Source organism: Mycolicibacterium agri, assembly GCF_002553505.1.
In the GTDB taxonomy this organism is placed as follows: Bacteria; Actinomycetota; Actinomycetes; order Mycobacteriales; family Mycobacteriaceae; genus Mycobacterium; species Mycobacterium agri.
Genome location: NZ_PDCP01000014.1, coordinates 103,026 through 118,397, shown reverse-complemented (window position 1 = coordinate 118,397; position 15,372 = coordinate 103,026). Strand labels below are relative to the sequence as shown.

The window sequence follows — 15,372 nt, the reverse complement described above, 5'->3', positions numbered from 1 at the left end:
GAGCTCGATATCTACTTCTGCGATCCGCACTCGCCATGGCAACGCGGCAGTAACGAGAACACCAACGGGCTGCTGCGTCAATACTTTGCTAAAGGCACCGACCTATCAGTGTTCCCGGCCGACTACCTCGACTACGTTGCCGCCCAACTCAACACCCGACCCCGCAAACCCTCGGCTGGAAGAAACCCGCTGAAGTCCTCGACGAGCTACTCTCAAACCCGCCAAAACCACCCGCTGTTGCATCCACTGCCTGAAATCGCCGACGAATTCGGCAACGCTGCCCGGCCAGCCGTGCGTCAGGATCAGCGGAGTGGCATCTGGCCGCTCCGAGCGACGATGCAGAAAGTGAATTCCGAGGCCGTCGATGGTCGTCCGGAACTGGCCGATCGTGTTGAGGCGCTCTTCGAACGACCGCCAGTCGTAGCCGGTTCGCCAGTAGTTCACGAGGTCGATGAGGTCGGCGAGCGGAACCCCCTGCTGCCATCGGCGCGGGCCCGGCGGAGCGGGATGGACGGTCTCGTGTTCCGGCAGCCGCGCCGCCGTCAGTCGCGCTCGCAGGTCGTCGAGGTCGGCGTCAGCTGCATGGAATTCAAACGCCTGCACGTCGCCAGTTGGACGGTTCATGAGATCGCACACCCCCTGGTCATCGTGGAACCGGTCCAAGGATCTGGGAGAACCGGCTAAGACAGTTCTATCACGCACACACTCTGTGCGCAACCTGCTAAGGTGGTTCCGTGCCCGCCGAGTTCCCTGACTTTCGCCTCGGCGGCGTGCTTGCGACGAGCTTCACGGCGACGCTCACCGAGCGTCAAGGCGATCAGGTGGAGCGCATCCCCACGCCGCAGCGGCTCGTCGACTGGCTGAGAGTGAACGGGCTCGCCGTGGACTCTTGCACGAACGCTCAGCTCGAAAGGGCCTATGAATTAAGGGAATCCATTCACGCCGCTGCAACAGCGGCAGCGCTCGGAGACAATCTTCCCGCGTCAGCCGTCGAAACCATCAATGACTGCAGCGTCAAGGGGCGAGCGGCGCCGGTCCTCACGCCCGAGGGCGCTCGGGAATGGCGCCTGAGCTCACCTTCCCGGGTCGAAGACGCCCTCGGCGTGATCGCCGCCGACGCGATCGACATCCTCGCAGGTGAACGAGACGGACGATTGGCGTTATGCGCATCGCCAACCTGCCGAGCAGCCTTCTTCGACACCAGTCAAAGTCGCACCCGCAAATGGTGTGACATGAACACGTGCGGCAATCGCCAGAAGAAGGCGCGGTTTATTGCCAAGCATGGCAAGAACCTTCGAACGGCTAAGTGACCCGTAGCCAGCGCTGCATGAGGGGGTTCACATGGCCCTCAACTTCCGCGTCGCAGTGTGGCGAGTACGTTCACGGATATGGAAAGCGGACCCAGCCGGACAGCCCTCGCGACGGCCTATGCTCGCGCCTATCACCAGGTGGCTGACCGGCCACCGATCTTCACCGATCCCCTAGCGGCTCCCCTACTCGGTGTCGATGTAGACGAGCTGACCGAATTGAGCACGCGCACCGGCGATCAGCTCGGAGCACTGATGAACGATCAGGCCCGGCGCCTCGTCTTCGCTGCGCGCGCCCGCTTTGCCGAGGACACGATAGCCAGGGCTGTCAACAGCGGCACGCGGCAGGTCGTGATTCTCGGAGCCGGACTCGACACCTTCGCCTACCGCAATCCGTACTCCAACTTGAGGGTCTTCGAGATCGACCACCCGGCTACCCAAGCGTGGAAGCGCGATCGCTTGGCCTCGGCTGGGATCGACTGTCCTGAGACGGTGACCCTCGTGCCGGTGGACTTCGAAACGCAGGATCTGGCAGAGGAATTGGAGTCGACGGAATTCAGCCGCACCGAGCCTGCAGTCTTCATCTGGCTCGGCGTCGTCTTCTATCTAACGCCGAGTGCCGCGCAGGCCACGCTCGAATACATTGCCGGCCAAGCGCAGCCGGTCGAGGTCGTGTTCGACTACCTGGAGTCTCCGAACACCCAGGAGGAGCGCGCGCATTTGCGGGCTCGTTCCGAGCAGCTCGCCAAGGTCGGTGAACCGTTCGTCACCCACTTCACTCCTGACGAGATCGGCCGGCAGTTGCGGGCCCTAGGTTTCACCGAGGTCGAAGACCGCCCTGCCAGCGACGTCGTCGGCATGTACCTCGGCGAATTGCCGGAATTCCCAGAGCAATCGGCTCGCATTCTGCGTGCCAGCCGCATACTGCGCGCGCGTCGCTGACGGTACTCGACGTCGCCGGGCTCGCGACGGTTGCCTGGCGACAGCGCGACTGACCGCTGCAGAGTTTGGGGGTTTACGTCCCGCCTCCGGCCAGAATTCCACAATTTCCCACAAAAATTTCTCTATTTCCCACACCGTCTTACGGTGATGTGTGACGTACCCAACACATGCCCATCCGGCTTAGGTACGAGGCCTGCCAAGCCATCGGGAGAAGGAAGCACCATGAACGCAAGATTGCGTTGGTCGGGAAGCACCGCAGCCCTCGTCGGAACGACGTTGATGCTGTCGTTGGTCTACATGTCGCTGACCTCGTGGTCGGTGGCGGTCAACGAGCTGGCCGACAGTTTCGCGCTGTCGCCCGGTGCCATCCAGGTCGGATCAGCAGCGCTGATCGCCGGTTATGCGATAGGTGGCTTCTTCCAAGGCAAGTGGATACCGCGATTCGGTTGGCGACGCGTGTTCCTGGTCGTCATCACCGCCTTCCTCATCGCCTCCGCACTCATTCCCGTCGTGCCGAGCTACCCCGTCATCCTGCTCCTGCGCTTCGTCCAGGGCTGGGGCTGCATGGTCGTCCTGATGTGCGCAATCTTGAGCGCCTGGTTCCCCGTGAAGAAGCGCGGCCTGGCCATCGGCATCCTGCTGGGGGCCATCGGGCTCGGGTCTGCGCTCGGCGGCTACATCACCGGCATCCTGAATCCGATTATGGGCTGGCAGAACACATTCTGGGTGATTACCGCGATCACCGTTGTCGGAGCCGTTGCGTTCCTTCTGATCGTGGACGACGCGCCACCCCTTGAAGAGGAGGCGGCTACGGCCGCGGATACGGCGGGTGCAGGCGGCCGCAGCGTTTATGCCGATCCCCGTCTGTGGCTGCTGGGTGCAGCGACATTCTGCTGCTTCTTCAATTGTTACGGCATGTACGCCTATCTGGCCCAGTACCTCTACAGCGTCGGATTCACGTCCGCAGCAGTCGGAACGGTCGTCCTCGTCAACGGGCTGATCGCCGTCGTGTCGACACCGTTCGGCGGCTGGTTCTCCGACCGGTTGGTCCCCCGATTGGGACCCCTGCGGGCCCGGACCTTCACCAACGCATGGGTCGCGATGTTCGTCGGCGCCGTCGGGTGTGTCCTCATCCCGCACCTCGCGCCGCTGGGATTCGGACTGGCGCTTCTGACCGCGGCGATCGCTGGATGGGGCATCCCCGCGACGAACGGTCCTGGCCTCTCACTTCCGTCGGATCTGCTCGGATCTAAAGCCGCCGGCCCTGCTGTCGGCCTGGTCATTCTCATCGCTGGCTCCGGCGGGATCATCGCGCCGGCGTGGGTACCGATGCTCGCGGCATCGCACGGCTGGACACTGGGCTGGTACATCACTGCCGCTGCTGCCGTCATCGGCCTCGTCATCAACCTGATCCTCGGAACCCGCGGCGGCTCGAACATGGCCGACGTCGCGGCTGGTGAAAGGGCGCGGAGCAATGTCTGAGTATGTAATGACCTTCGACGTCGGCACGTCGTCGCTGAAGACGGCACTGATCGACCGCAGCGGCCGCGTCGTTGGCGAAGGCGACGCAACCTATCCGGTCAAGCAGCCGCAGCCCGGATTCGCCGAGCAAGATCCGGAGGAGATCTGGTCGCACATCTGCGACACCAGCCGAGCCGTTCTTCGGCGCTCCGCGGTCAGCCCCGTCGACGTGCAGGCGGTGGTGTTCGTAGCGCCGTGGAAGAACATCATCGGGCTGGACGCCGACGGTAACGTCCTGCGCGACAGCATCATTTGGATGGACAGTCGAGCAACGGACCAGGCCGCGCGACTCAACGCCGCATACGGCTCATTCGTTGGAACAGGCCAGGAGTTCTGGCCGCGCCTGATGTGGATGAAGGAGAATGAGCCCGAGCTATGGAAACGCTCCCAACACATCGTCGGGCTCAACACGTTCCTCAAATTCCGCGCCACCGGAGTCATCAGCACGGAGCCGTCGGATGATCTGATCCGATCAGGTAACCCGCGGCTGAACGACCACTACGCGGCCATCCTCGACGCCGCGGGCCTGACCGAGGACCTCGACAAGTTCCCGCCATCGTCGGAATCCACCGATGTGGTCGGCAAACTCACCACATCATCGGCTGAGGCATTGGGGTTACACGAGGGCACACCCGTCATCGGCGGCTTCGGCGATCTCGTGGCCATCACCTGGGGCGTGGGCCGCGCGCGTCTCGGCGACACGCACATCTACTTCGGCACCTCGTCATGGCTTGTCAGTGTTGTGGAGGACCGGTTCAAACTCGAAGCACCGCAGTACTTCTCGGTGAACAGCAGCACCGAAGGTGCCGTATTCGCGTTGCAGACCGGGTGTCTCGCGCTGGACTGGCTCGTCGACCAGCTTTACCGAGTCGAACGCTCCGTGCTGAAGGGCGACATCTACGGATTGATCGGCAAGGATGTCGCAGAGATTCCGCCCGGTAGTGAGGGAGTCATCGCCACGCACTGGCTCACAGGAGAACTCGCCCCGCTGTCGAAGAACTCCAAGGGCATGTTCATCAACCTCACCACCAGCACGGACCGCAGGCACATGGCCAGGGCCATGATGGAATGCATCTGCTTCTCGCATCGCCGTAGCCTCGACGCCTACGCCGAACGGACCGGCAACCGGCCCGAGACCATCCGCGTCGTCGGCGGCGGAGCCGTCAGCGACGTCTGGATGCAGATCCTCGCCGACGTTCTGCAGGTCACCGTGCAGGTGCCCGATGCGCCCCGCTATGCGGGCACGCTCGGCGCGTTCTACTGTGCGGCGCTCGGGCTGGGCTGGATCGAGGACCTCGACGCCGTGTCGGATGCCGTCCGCATCAAGAAGGAGTACCAGCCCGATCCCGCAAATCGCGAAGTCTACGAACGGAATTACCGTGCCTACAGCAAGCTGCATCCCGCCTTGCTGGAGGTGCACAAAGAGCTCAACGGAGACTATTAATGAAGATCCTGATCACCGAATTCCGGCAGGAGAGCAACTCTTTCAACCCCACACTGTCCACGCTGGAGTTCTGGAATCAGACGGGTGAGTACGAAGGGCAGGCCGTCCGCGACACATTTACGGGCCAGCAGTGCACCGTCGGCGGCTTCCTCAAGGCACTCGACGAATCGCCGTATCACCCCGAGGTTGTCTGCGGCACGGTGATGGCCAGCCAGAGCGGCGGTGTGGCCGAGCAGGAGGTGATGGACCACTATCTGCAACGTCTCATCCCCCAGATTGAAGAAGCCGCACCACTCGACGGTGTTTTCATCTCCTTCCACGGCGCTCTGATGACGACGCGCTTCGACGACGCCGAAGGCGAGATCGCCCGGCGGGTACGGGCCGTCGTCGGCGACGACACCGTGATTGCCGTCGCACTGGACCTCCACGCGTACGTGACGAAGACCCTCGTCTCGAACGCCAACGTGATCATTGGATACCTCACCTATCCCCACGTCGACCACTTCGAGACCGGCGTCCGCACAGCAACTCTGGGCATCGATGCCGTCGTGAGCCCAGAACCGCCCGTAACCGCATGGGTGCCGATCCCGATGATCGTTCCCGCCGCGTCCTACAACACACTTGACGGCCCCTACAAGGAAGTCGTCGACCGCGGTCACGCGCTGCGCGACGCCGGCAGCATCATCGACTTCACCGTCTATCAAATGCAGCCGTGGCTGGATATCCCCGAGCCGAACTCGTCGGCGATCGTCGTGGCGGAGAATCGCGACGACGCCGCGAAGTTCGCGGTCGAATTGGCAAAACTGCTCTACGACAAGCGGTACGACTTCAAGTCCAGCCTCGCGGCGATCGACGATGTGATCGAACGCGCAAAGGACAAAAGGCAGCGCAAACCGGTCATTCTGGTCGACTCGGCGGACTCGTGTAACGCGGGTGCATCCGGCGACAACATGGCGGTCGCCGACCGGATCCTTGCGATAGGTTCCGAACTTCGGGCGGCAACGGTCGTGAACGACGCCCCCGCCGCGCGCCTTGCTCACCAGCTCGGCGTCGGCGCTACCGCCGAATTCACCCTCGGCGGCACAAGGAATCCGTCATCGACCTCGATCACTGCCACCGGACGGGTCAAGTCTCTGCACGACGGCATCTTCCGGCAGGAGGGGCCCGCCGGACGGGGTATCACCCAGAACATCGGGCTCACCGCCGTCATCAGCTTCGGCTGGCTCGACATCGTCGTGTGCGAGTGGATGGCCGGCAACGGGGACCCGCAGCTCTACCGAGCGCACGGGATCGAGCCCACACTGTACGACCTCGTCGTCGTGAAGGCCTCGACGTCGTTTCGTGCCAGCTACAGCGCGTTCGCTGGCGAGATCATCGAAGCCGACACCCCCGGTGCGGCCAGCTCCGATCTGATGAACCTGCCCTTCACGAGGCTTCCCAAGACGATCTACCCGTGGCGGGACGACCCCTCACCTCGTTGGGACGTCACGTTTGCACCCATCGCGGGCGGGCCGTCGTAGCCTGGCGGCAGGCTCGGCAACGGCACCCGCGCCGGCCCGGGCGGCGCGCGACTCACATCGCGCCGCCGACCACCGCGAGCGGAAGGACGATCGATGCTGTCGCAGGACCGGCAGACCCAGATCATGGCGCAGATTCACGCCAACCACTCGGTGTCCGTGCTGGAGGCCTCGCGTGTGCTCGGAGTCTCGACCGAAACCGTGCGACGTGACCTTGTCGAACTCGAGCGCCGTGGGCTTCTACGTCGCGTGCACGGCGGCGCCGTCAGCCTCACACCGCCACCGGTCCCCGAACAACCGCACACCGCTCGGGTGACGACCAACGCGGCGGCCAAGCGGACCATCGGAATGCTTGCTGCGCAATTGATCACGGTGGAGCGGATTCTGTTCATCGACGCGGGCACGACTGCACAGCAGTTGGCGAGGGCCATCAGCCGCAGCTATACGGGAACGGTGATCACCGCGTCACTGCTCGTCGCGACCGAGCTGATGCGCTCCGATCGGGCCAAGGTGTTGGTGGCACCAGGCATGATCCAGCCGCATGAACCAACGCTGTGCGGATCGGTTACAAACGAGTTCCTGCACCGCTATCACTATGACCTCGCATTCATCAGCTGCAGCGGAATGTCGGCCGACGCAGGTGTCACCGATTACCAGCTCGACTATGCGACGCTGAGTCGCACGGTGATCGACAACGCCGATCGCAGCGTGCTGTTGGCGGACTCCTCAAAGGACGGCCGCGTCGCGCACGCTGTGGTTTGCGGATGGGATCGTGTGTCCGACGTGGTCACCGAAAGGGAACTGTCTGACGAGACTGCCAATGCGCTGGCCGCCGCGGGAACACATGTTGTATGTCCGCGTCCGCGCCGCGGCCGTTAGCCGAAGAACCGCTAGCCACCAAGGCCGGGGCAACGGCAGCTGTGTCTACGCCGACGTCGCCACCCGAACCTCTGTCGCGATCACCAAAACCCGGTTGACCCCTCACTTCAAGACCGCAGAACGACTCACAAATCTGGTTGCGGCCGAGTTGAGCGCGGCTCCATAGGTTGTGTCCGATTGCAGTCCGCGATACGCGTCGGCGGCTGACAAACGCATTCATGCGCGTAGCCAGTTCCACGCGTCGCCGAGTTGATCGCGGCGGAAGGTCCGCAACTCGCCTTTCATGAGAAGCGCGGCAAGGGCCTTCACACATAAGCTTTCCCATTTCGGAGCTCCGACCATCGCGACCTTGTCGAAGTCGCGCCGGTGCTTGAGGTCGAACAGCGTGTTGGCCCACCCTCCGGAAAGGGTCCAGCCCTTGAACGATTCATCCATGAGCACCAACACCCGCAGCGTCGCGTGCCGCTGAAGCAGCGATTCGATTCGCGGCTTGAGAACGTCGCGGTAGCTGCCACGGTCCAGTGTTCCGGTGAACCGCACGCAGAGAAGATGATTACCGCTTCCCGGTAGGATTTCGATCACAGCCGCACCGGCATCAGAAAGCCGTCACTCCCTCATCTCATCGTCGAACGGCAATGGGCAGCAGGGACTCTCAGCGCACGCAATCAGATCGTCGCAGCCCGCGGCGACTGCAGCGCCCAGCGTGGCGCGCAGGGATGTCAGCTCAGCGAGTTTGCGGTCTACCTCGGCTAACTTCGCCGCCGCCCGGGACTGCAAACCGGAGTCGGAACCGTCGCGGAGACGAGCCGACGCCAAGAGATCACGTACTTCTGCCAACTTGAAGCCCAGCTTCTGCGCGGCCTTGATAGCCCGCATCGACGTCACCGTCTCCGGCGGGTACAACCGGTGACCACCCAGCGACCGCGGTGGCTGCGGCAGCAGACCGCGCCGCTCGTAGTAGCGAAGCGTCTCGATATTCACCCCGGCCGCTGCAGCGACCTGGCCACTGCGTAATCGCGTCTCAGTCATTGCCCGCCTACCGTCCGCACCCGACTGGTCAACTCATCCAAAACGTCGATCCGCGACTGGGGCACCTCGATGCTCATCACGACAGCGCTGTCTGCCGAGGTGAACTCGAAATTGAAGAACGAGCAGCACTGCACCTCGCGGGCAGCCAAATCACAGGCCGCGGCCTCGGCGCTGGCCGCGAGCGAGACATCCAACCGGGTGGGACTCACCCGCACCGACCGCCGCGCGGATCCGGCGAACAACCGGTCGAATTCGGCTATCCGCAGCGGCTGCTCGCCAATCGGCAACGAACACGACGCCGTAGCCCAGTCCGCGGCTTCATCTGTTGCCATACACCGACGATAAACCCGTACCCAGGTACGGGTTGCAACACTTCCGCAGGTGAGCCAGCGGACTACTTTGGCGCCGGGCCGACGCTGTCGCCGGGCACGAACGTGGTCGGCAGAACGACCGTGCGTGCCTCCGCTGCTGGGCCCACGAGGCGTTCAAGCACGAGCTGCGCGGCGTTGGTGCCCATCTGGTACGGGTCCCGCCGGATGGTGGCCAGCGTCGGTTGAAAGAAGCGCAACAAAGGGACGTCATCGCAGACGACCAATGAGAGGTCTCGGGGATAGCTCAGCCCGGCTTCCCTCAAAGCGTCGAGGGCCGCCGCGATGAGCTGATTATTGCCGGCCACCAACGCCGTGGGCCGCTTCGGCCGGCGCAGCAGTTTGACTATGGCACCGGCGTCGGGGCCGGCGAACTCACCGGAGAGCACTTCGCACTTCATGCCGAGCGCCTTGGCGGTGACGTTGGCCGCGCTGATGCGTTCCCGCCCTGGGCGCAGGGTGGCGAGGCCGGCAAGGAGTGCCACTCGTCGGTGTCCCTGAGCATGGAGTGCTTCCAGTGCAGCGGTCATGCCGACGGCATGGTCGGACTGCACGCAGCTCACACTCGCTGTCGGCGTGGCGATGTCGCGGTCGATTGCCACGAGCGGGCCGTCGAATCGGGCCAACTGTTGTAGTAGTTGCGAGTCGGTCTCGGTGGTGACGGACAAAAGCAAACCGTCGACCCGGCGGTTCTCCAGCATCGCCAGATTGGTCAGCTCGCGTTCCTGCTCGCCGTGCGAGTTGCTGAGGACCAACGAGTACCCGTGTTGCGCGAGCGTGGCTTCGGCGCCGAGGGCGATCTGCGCAAAAAGCGGATTGGAGATGTCGCCGATGGAGAACCCCACGATGCGGGTGGCCCCGCGGCGCAGCATCTGGCCGAGCGCATTCGGTTGATATCCGAGTTCCCGAACCGCGGCCGTGACTCGCTCGTGGGTGGCCCGGCTGACGTTGGGGTGATTCGAGAGCACTCTCGACACGGTGGCGATGGACACGCCAGCACGCTCGGCGACCTCGCGAACGCCGACGCGGGTAATGCGCGATGTATCTGCGCTCAACCGAAACTCCGTGTCGTCATGACCGCCCTCTTGCGGCAGACAGAAACCTAGCCGCACTGATGGTACGGCCAGGCAGACCGTCACCTATGAAATGTCGGCCCGAAATTTATCGATGTAGTCCCAGTTCAGCTCCCAACCGAATCCGGGGCCTGTCGGCAGCGTGAGGTATCCCTCGTGCAGTGGCGGCCGGTTGGCGATCAGATTCCACCAGAAGGGGTCGCGGTCGGGGTGGAAGCATTCGGCGAACGTGCCGTGCGGCACGCTGGCGACGAGATGCGTACTGACTTGCGGTTCCTCGTGATGCCCCATCTCGACGTCATATGTCGTCGCGACGGCCGCTGTTCGCCGCCAGGCGGTCGGCCCACCAGACCATGACGCGTCGAAATTGCACACGTCGATCGCGCCGGTTTCCATCAAGTCGCGACACCCGCTCGGGGTCAACTCGGTCTGCCCTGCAGCGACGGAAATGCCACCGATCGCGCGGACGTCCCGTAATCCGCGTCTGTCGTTGTGCCAGAGCACCGGTTCCTCGAACCAGCGGATGTCGAGATGACGGATCCTGTTGCACAATTCGATCGCTTGGCGCACCGAATAGCCCTGATTGGCGTCGATACAGATCGCGAAGTCGGGGCCAGCTGCCTCCCTCGCGGCAGCGACGCGTTCGGCGTCGACTTCCGGCTGGCGTCCACCGACCTTGAACTTGACACCGGCGAGTCCGAGTTCGTGGCGATAGTAGGCTATTTCGTCGGCGATCGAGCCGAGCGGCTCTCCGTAGTAACCACCAATAGCCGTCATCGGGACTCGGTCTCGCGCGCCGCCCCACAACCGCCACAATGGCTGGTTCAGTGCCTTGCCGACCGCATCCCAGATCGCCGAGTCGATCGCCGCGAGCGCGACCAGACCGATGCGGCGATCGCGCAGGATGTTGAATGTGGCCGGATACATGGCCTTCCAACACTTCTCGGTGGCCATTGCATCCAAACCGATAATCTGCGGCGTCAACTCCTTGTGGATGACACTTAGGATGTCGGAGGCACCGGCATCCTCGTCCCCCACGTAGGTCTCTCCCACAATCCCATCGGAGGTGTGCAACCGCACAACGATGGTGGCCCTGTGGGTCATGTGATAGAAACTGCCGCGGAATTCGGTCGCCAACGGCGCCCTGATCGGTATGGCTTCGACCGCGGTGATGGTCAGCGCGTTCACCGTTCTCCTTTCGCAGTGGCGGCAGCAGGCTGTTGGGCCACGCCTTCTGCGTCGCCCGAGTTGTCGCCAGGGAACATGTCGATCTTGTACGTTTCCGGCCCCAGCCATACCGAGACGACGGTGATGAGGCAGATACCGACCATGTAGGCAACGACCCAATAGGGCTGTCCATCGCCCAATGACAACAACGCCACCGAGATGACCGGCGCCAGCCCACCGGATATCGGTGCGGCGCCTTCGCGAGCCAACGCGAAACCGCTGTAACGAACTTGGGCGGGAAACAGTTCGGCGAACCACGCCGCTTGGGCGGCGGTCATCATCGTCTTGGCGATGGCCGAGGCGAATAGGACCGACCCGAACAGCAGCAACGTGTTACCGGTGTCGAGCAGCAGGAAGAATGGATACGCGAATGCCGCCGACAGAACCGCGCCCAGTATGTAGACGGGCCGTCGACCGAGTTGGTCGGACAGGGCGGCGAAGGCAGGGACGGTGATGAATTGTGCCGCCGACGCGACGAGCAGCGCGGTAAGCACCAGCGAGGTCGACAGCCCGACCTGCTTGGTGACGTACACAATGACCAGCGACTCGAAGATGTAGGCCAGTGACTTGTCGCCCATCTGAGCGCCCCAGGCGCAGAATAGGTTTCGCCACGAGTGACGGAAGACCACCATAAATGGGAGCTTCACCCGCAGCCCCGAGGCTTTGACTTCCTGGAAGACGGGTGTTTCGTGCAACCGCAGGCGCATAACCAGGCCCACGGCCACACCGACGATGCTCAACAGGAACGGGATGCGCCACCCCCAACTGAGCAGATCTTCTTCGGGCAGGTGCGACACCGCCGCGAATGCACCGTTGGCGGCGAGCAGCCCGAGCGCGACACCAACGTAGGAAGTCCTGAGTAGAGGCCACGACGCTTCTTGGGTGCCGTCTCGGCGAGCATCAGTACAGCACCGCCATATTCAGCCCCTGCGCCAAACCCTTGCACAGCACGCAAGAAGGTGAGTAGGACGGCACCCCAGACACCAATCGACGCGTGCGTCGGCAGCACACCTATCAGGGTGGATGCGGTGCCCATCAGGATCAACGTGATGATCAGGACGTTCTTGCGGCCGATACGGTCGCCGTAATGACCGAAAAACAAAGCGCCGAACGGCCGGACGAAGAACCCAACGGCGAACGTCGCAAAGGAACTGATGGTGCCGGCTGCCGGGTCAAACTGAGGGAAGAACAGCGGCGCGAACACGACCGACGACGACACCGCGAACAGGTAGAAGTCATACCATTCCACCGCCGTGCCGATGATGCTAGACGACGTCACCCGGCGTAGTTCCGCGGTCGTGAGCTGCCGCGGCGCGGTTGCCTGCGCCGTCATCGGATCAGCCCGTTCTCGTCGAAGTTCACCCGGTATTTCTCGATGTAGTCTTCATCCAATTCCCAACCGAGGCCCGGCCTTTCACTTAGTTGAAGAATGCCGTCCTCAAGAGCCGGGCGGTTGGCGATCAGGTTGTGCCAGATGGGATCACGGTCGACGTGCATGGTGTCGGCGAAAGTTCCGTTGGGAATCGCCGCGAGGAGGTGCGCGCCGATGTGCGCTTCTTCGTGGTGGCTCATCGTGACGTCGAAGGTCTTGGCGATGGCAGCCACCCGAAGCCATTCGGTTGGTCCACCCGACCACGACCCATCGAAGTTGCAGAAGTCGATAGCGCCGGCGACCATCAAGTCGCGGCAGCCTCCGGCCGAAAATTCGCTCTGCCCAGCACAGATCCGTGCACCCGACCGGAAGCGGACGTCCCGCATACCCCGATGGTCGTTATCCCAGCGGACCGGTTCTTCGAAGTAGTACAGGTCGAAGTCAGAGACCAGTTGGGCGAATCGCACTGCCTGGTCCGGAGACCAGCCTTGGTTCGCGTCGGCTATCAGAACGAAGTCGTCGCCGGCTGCCTTGCGGGCGGCCCGGAATCGTTCGGCGTCTTCTTCAGGGCTCAGGGCGCCAACTTTGAATTTCATCCCGTGTACGCCAGCGTCGCGGGCACGCTTGAGTTCGGCGTCGATACCGCCGGGCTCGTCGTAGTATCCGCCGGTCCAGATCATCGGAATGGTGTTGCGGTAGCCGCCCCACAGCCTCCACAACGGCTGCCCGTACGTCTTCCCGATCGCGTCCCATAACGCGGTATCTACGCACGCCATCGCGACCAGCCCGATGCGGCGATCGCGCAAGATGTTGAAGGTCACCGGCCGCATCAGCTCCCAGATCCGCTGGATCCGCAGCCCGTCCTCGCCTTGAATCTTGGGCAACACCTCGGTGTGGATGACCCGTTCGATCGCTGCGTTGGTGTCGTCTTCATCTCCGACGAACGCCTCACCAACCACGCCGTTGCTCAGGTGAATTCGCGTGATGATGGTCGATCGGTGAGACATCGAGTAGTAGCTGCCTCGGTAGACCCGACCTAAGGGCACACGTAGCGGGATCGTCTCGATCTTCTCGATGGTCGCCGGCATCGCGTTCGCACTGTCCAAGATTCACTCCATTCTGAAAACGTTTTCAGGAAACGTTTACAACGGAGCGTAGGAGCGACGTGGACCGCAGTCAAGACCCCAAATGAGTCGGCAATCGTGGACATGCTGCAGTGAGCAGATGGAAGGATCCCGCAACGCGGATCGGCTGCGAGCGGAGGCCTTCGGGCTTGCCGCAGACGACTACCACCGCTACCGGCCGCGTTATCCACACAGCCTGATCAGCGAGCTGGTCGCCGATAAGACGGCTGCACTCGATGTCGGAGCGGGAACCGGAATCGCAGCGGCACAGCTGCAGGATGCGGGCATGGAGGTGCTGGCTGTGGAACCTGACGCCCGTATGGCCCGAGTCGCCACCCAGCACGGCATCAGCGTCGAGAAATCCCGCTTCGAGGACTGGGATCCGGCAGGGCGTTCCTTCGACCTCGTCATATTCGCCCAGTCATTCCAGTGGGTCGAACCACAAGTGGCACTGGACAAAGTCGCCTCTGTTCTGCGTCCCGGCGGTCGCCTGGCGCTGCTGTGGAACCGCATCATTCCGATTACACCGACCCAAGATGAGTTGGATGAGGCATATGCACCTCACGTCAACACCTCTCAGCGGGCCACGATCAGTGATGTGTGCGAGCGCGAACTGATGGAAATGATTCGGTCGTGTGGCTACGAGGTCCAACAGCGTGGTCTCGCCGAGGCGCTGCACTATTCAACGGATGCCTGGGTGAACATGGTCTTCACCTACTCCAATGTCCTTACGCTGGGCTCGAAGACGAGATCCGAGGTGCGTGCACGCCTGGTGCGACGCATCGGCGTTGACGGAGTAGATGCGGAGAATCATGCGGTAGCGGTCATCGCGATATCCGCTGCTAACTGATCCGGCCCTCACCAGCGGTCCCAGTGCAGGAACGACTCCGCTGGCGCGCGGCGGGCCGGCTTGAAGTCCGTTCCCACCGTATAGGCGACGGGAGTCAGCGCTGCTTGCACGACCGTGTCGTACGGAATACCAAGAACCGCAGCAACTTCGCGCTCATACGTCAGGTGCGCGGTCGTCCACGCCGTGCCCAGCCCGCGCTCCCGCGCCGCCAGCATGAAACTCCACACCGCCGGCAGCACCGACCCCCATGCTCCGGCCTGGCCGCGGACGTCGGCGAGTTCGGCACGAGACTCCACCCGCACGCACGGGATCAACAACCAAGGCGCCTCGTGAAGTCGGGCGGCAAGGTCGCCCAGGCTCTCGGCGATCCGCTGCCAGCCAGTGGGAGACGGATCCCGGGTGTCGGAACCGCCGGGTGCTCCGGCCCGCAGTCCGGCGAGCCACCACCGGGTGACAGCCGTTTTGGTGGCCTCGTCGCCGACGAAGATGAAATCCCACCGCTGCCGGTTACGACCACTGGGCGCCTGGCGAGCGATCTCGACACAATCCTGCAGCACTTCGCGTTCCACCGGCCGCGTGAAGTCCAGCCGTTTGCGCACCGCTCGCGTGGTGGTGAGCACTTCGTCCGCCGACAACCCCAACTTCAGCCCATGTGTCATGACGGCTGCAACGTCGCCGCGCGGCACACCCTTCCGCTGACCCGAAACGATCTCGGTGTC

16 protein-coding genes and 2 pseudogenes are annotated in these 15,372 nt (G+C 63.3%); 8 read left to right on the top strand and 10 right to left on the bottom strand.

All coding sequences use genetic code 11. The features are described from left to right. Positions 1-254: pseudogene (locus CQY20_RS10335) on the top strand (IS30 family transposase); the annotation flags it as partial. A 7-nt stretch (positions 255-261) separates the two neighbouring features. Here the strand turns inward: CQY20_RS10335 and CQY20_RS10330 are convergent. Beyond that, positions 262-624, bottom strand: a pseudogene (locus CQY20_RS10330) (epoxide hydrolase N-terminal domain-containing protein); the annotation flags it as partial. Between the two features lie 110 nt (positions 625-734). Between CQY20_RS10330 and CQY20_RS10325 the strand changes: the two are divergent. The 6 genes from CQY20_RS10325 to CQY20_RS10300 all read left to right on the top strand — a co-directional run bounded on the left by CQY20_RS10325 (position 735) and on the right by CQY20_RS10300 (position 7,610). Next, a complete protein-coding gene (locus CQY20_RS10325; protein WP_097939980.1) occupies positions 735-1,310 on the top strand; it encodes a CGNR zinc finger domain-containing protein in 576 nt (191 codons plus the stop codon). Between the two features lie 78 nt (positions 1,311-1,388). After that, on the top strand, positions 1,389-2,249 hold the full coding sequence (locus tag CQY20_RS10320) for a class I SAM-dependent methyltransferase (protein ID WP_097939979.1): 861 nt from the start codon (positions 1,389-1,391) through the stop codon (positions 2,247-2,249). Positions 2,250-2,471: 222 nt separating this feature from the next. Further along, positions 2,472-3,731, top strand: coding sequence for an MFS transporter (locus CQY20_RS10315; protein WP_097939978.1), 1,260 nt, complete (start codon positions 2,472-2,474; stop codon positions 3,729-3,731). Beyond that, positions 3,724-5,214, top strand: coding sequence for a xylulokinase (locus CQY20_RS10310; protein ID WP_097939977.1), 1,491 nt, complete (start codon positions 3,724-3,726; stop codon positions 5,212-5,214). Before CQY20_RS10315 ends, CQY20_RS10310 begins: the two co-directional genes overlap by 8 nt. Continuing rightward, positions 5,214-6,734, top strand: coding sequence for a M81 family metallopeptidase (locus CQY20_RS10305; RefSeq protein ID WP_097939976.1), 1,521 nt, complete (start codon positions 5,214-5,216; stop codon positions 6,732-6,734). The genes CQY20_RS10310 and CQY20_RS10305 overlap by 1 nt, the downstream gene beginning before the upstream one ends. A gap of 93 nt (positions 6,735-6,827) precedes the next feature. After that, positions 6,828-7,610 (top strand): DeoR/GlpR family DNA-binding transcription regulator, encoded by a 783-nt coding sequence (locus CQY20_RS10300; RefSeq protein WP_097939975.1) that lies wholly within the window; start codon positions 6,828-6,830, stop codon positions 7,608-7,610. A 216-nt stretch (positions 7,611-7,826) separates the two neighbouring features. Here CQY20_RS10300 and CQY20_RS10295 read toward each other — a convergent pair whose 3' ends face one another. From CQY20_RS10295 to CQY20_RS10260, 8 genes are all read right to left on the bottom strand, one after another. Continuing rightward, positions 7,827-8,150: a SpoIIAA family protein gene (locus CQY20_RS10295; RefSeq protein WP_234816182.1), complete on the bottom strand. Its 324-nt coding sequence runs from the start codon at positions 8,148-8,150 to the stop codon at positions 7,827-7,829. Positions 8,151-8,216: 66 nt separating this feature from the next. Beyond that, positions 8,217-8,639 carry a MerR family transcriptional regulator gene (locus CQY20_RS10290; protein WP_097939973.1) on the bottom strand — a complete coding sequence of 141 codons (423 nt, stop codon included), beginning with the start codon at positions 8,637-8,639 and terminating at the stop codon, positions 8,217-8,219. Further along, positions 8,636-8,971, bottom strand: a complete 336-nt coding sequence (locus CQY20_RS10285; RefSeq protein WP_097939972.1) for a hypothetical protein — start codon at positions 8,969-8,971, stop codon at positions 8,636-8,638. Before CQY20_RS10285 ends, CQY20_RS10290 begins: the two co-directional genes overlap by 4 nt. Positions 8,972-9,033: 62 nt before the next feature. Then, entirely contained in the window at positions 9,034-10,062 is a 1,029-nt protein-coding gene (locus CQY20_RS10280; protein ID WP_163700210.1) for a LacI family DNA-binding transcriptional regulator, read from the bottom strand. Between the two features lie 84 nt (positions 10,063-10,146). Then, the gene (locus tag CQY20_RS10275) at positions 10,147-11,268 is read right to left on the bottom strand and encodes a mandelate racemase/muconate lactonizing enzyme family protein (protein ID WP_207767260.1); all 1,122 of its coding nucleotides are present in this window, start codon (positions 11,266-11,268) and stop codon (positions 10,147-10,149) included. Beyond that, on the bottom strand, positions 11,265-12,104 hold the full coding sequence (locus tag CQY20_RS10270) for an MFS transporter (protein WP_133119057.1): 840 nt from the start codon (positions 12,102-12,104) through the stop codon (positions 11,265-11,267). The genes CQY20_RS10275 and CQY20_RS10270 overlap by 4 nt, the downstream gene beginning before the upstream one ends. Next, entirely contained in the window at positions 12,044-12,640 is a 597-nt protein-coding gene (locus CQY20_RS10265; protein ID WP_097939968.1) for an MFS transporter, read from the bottom strand. Before CQY20_RS10265 ends, CQY20_RS10270 begins: the two co-directional genes overlap by 61 nt. Continuing rightward, positions 12,637-13,785, bottom strand: a complete 1,149-nt coding sequence (locus CQY20_RS10260) for a mandelate racemase/muconate lactonizing enzyme family protein (RefSeq protein WP_207767259.1) — start codon at positions 13,783-13,785, stop codon at positions 12,637-12,639. The genes CQY20_RS10265 and CQY20_RS10260 overlap by 4 nt, the downstream gene beginning before the upstream one ends. Positions 13,786-13,903: 118 nt before the next feature. On the opposite strand from CQY20_RS10260, the gene CQY20_RS10255 reads away from it, so the two are divergent. After that, positions 13,904-14,653, top strand: coding sequence for a class I SAM-dependent methyltransferase (locus CQY20_RS10255; RefSeq protein WP_097939966.1), 750 nt, complete (start codon positions 13,904-13,906; stop codon positions 14,651-14,653). A gap of 8 nt (positions 14,654-14,661) precedes the next feature. Here the strand turns inward: CQY20_RS10255 and CQY20_RS10250 are convergent, their stop codons facing one another. Next, entirely contained in the window at positions 14,662-15,312 is a 651-nt protein-coding gene (locus tag CQY20_RS10250; protein ID WP_097939996.1) for a nitroreductase family protein, read from the bottom strand. Between the last annotated feature and the right edge of the window lie 60 nt (positions 15,313-15,372).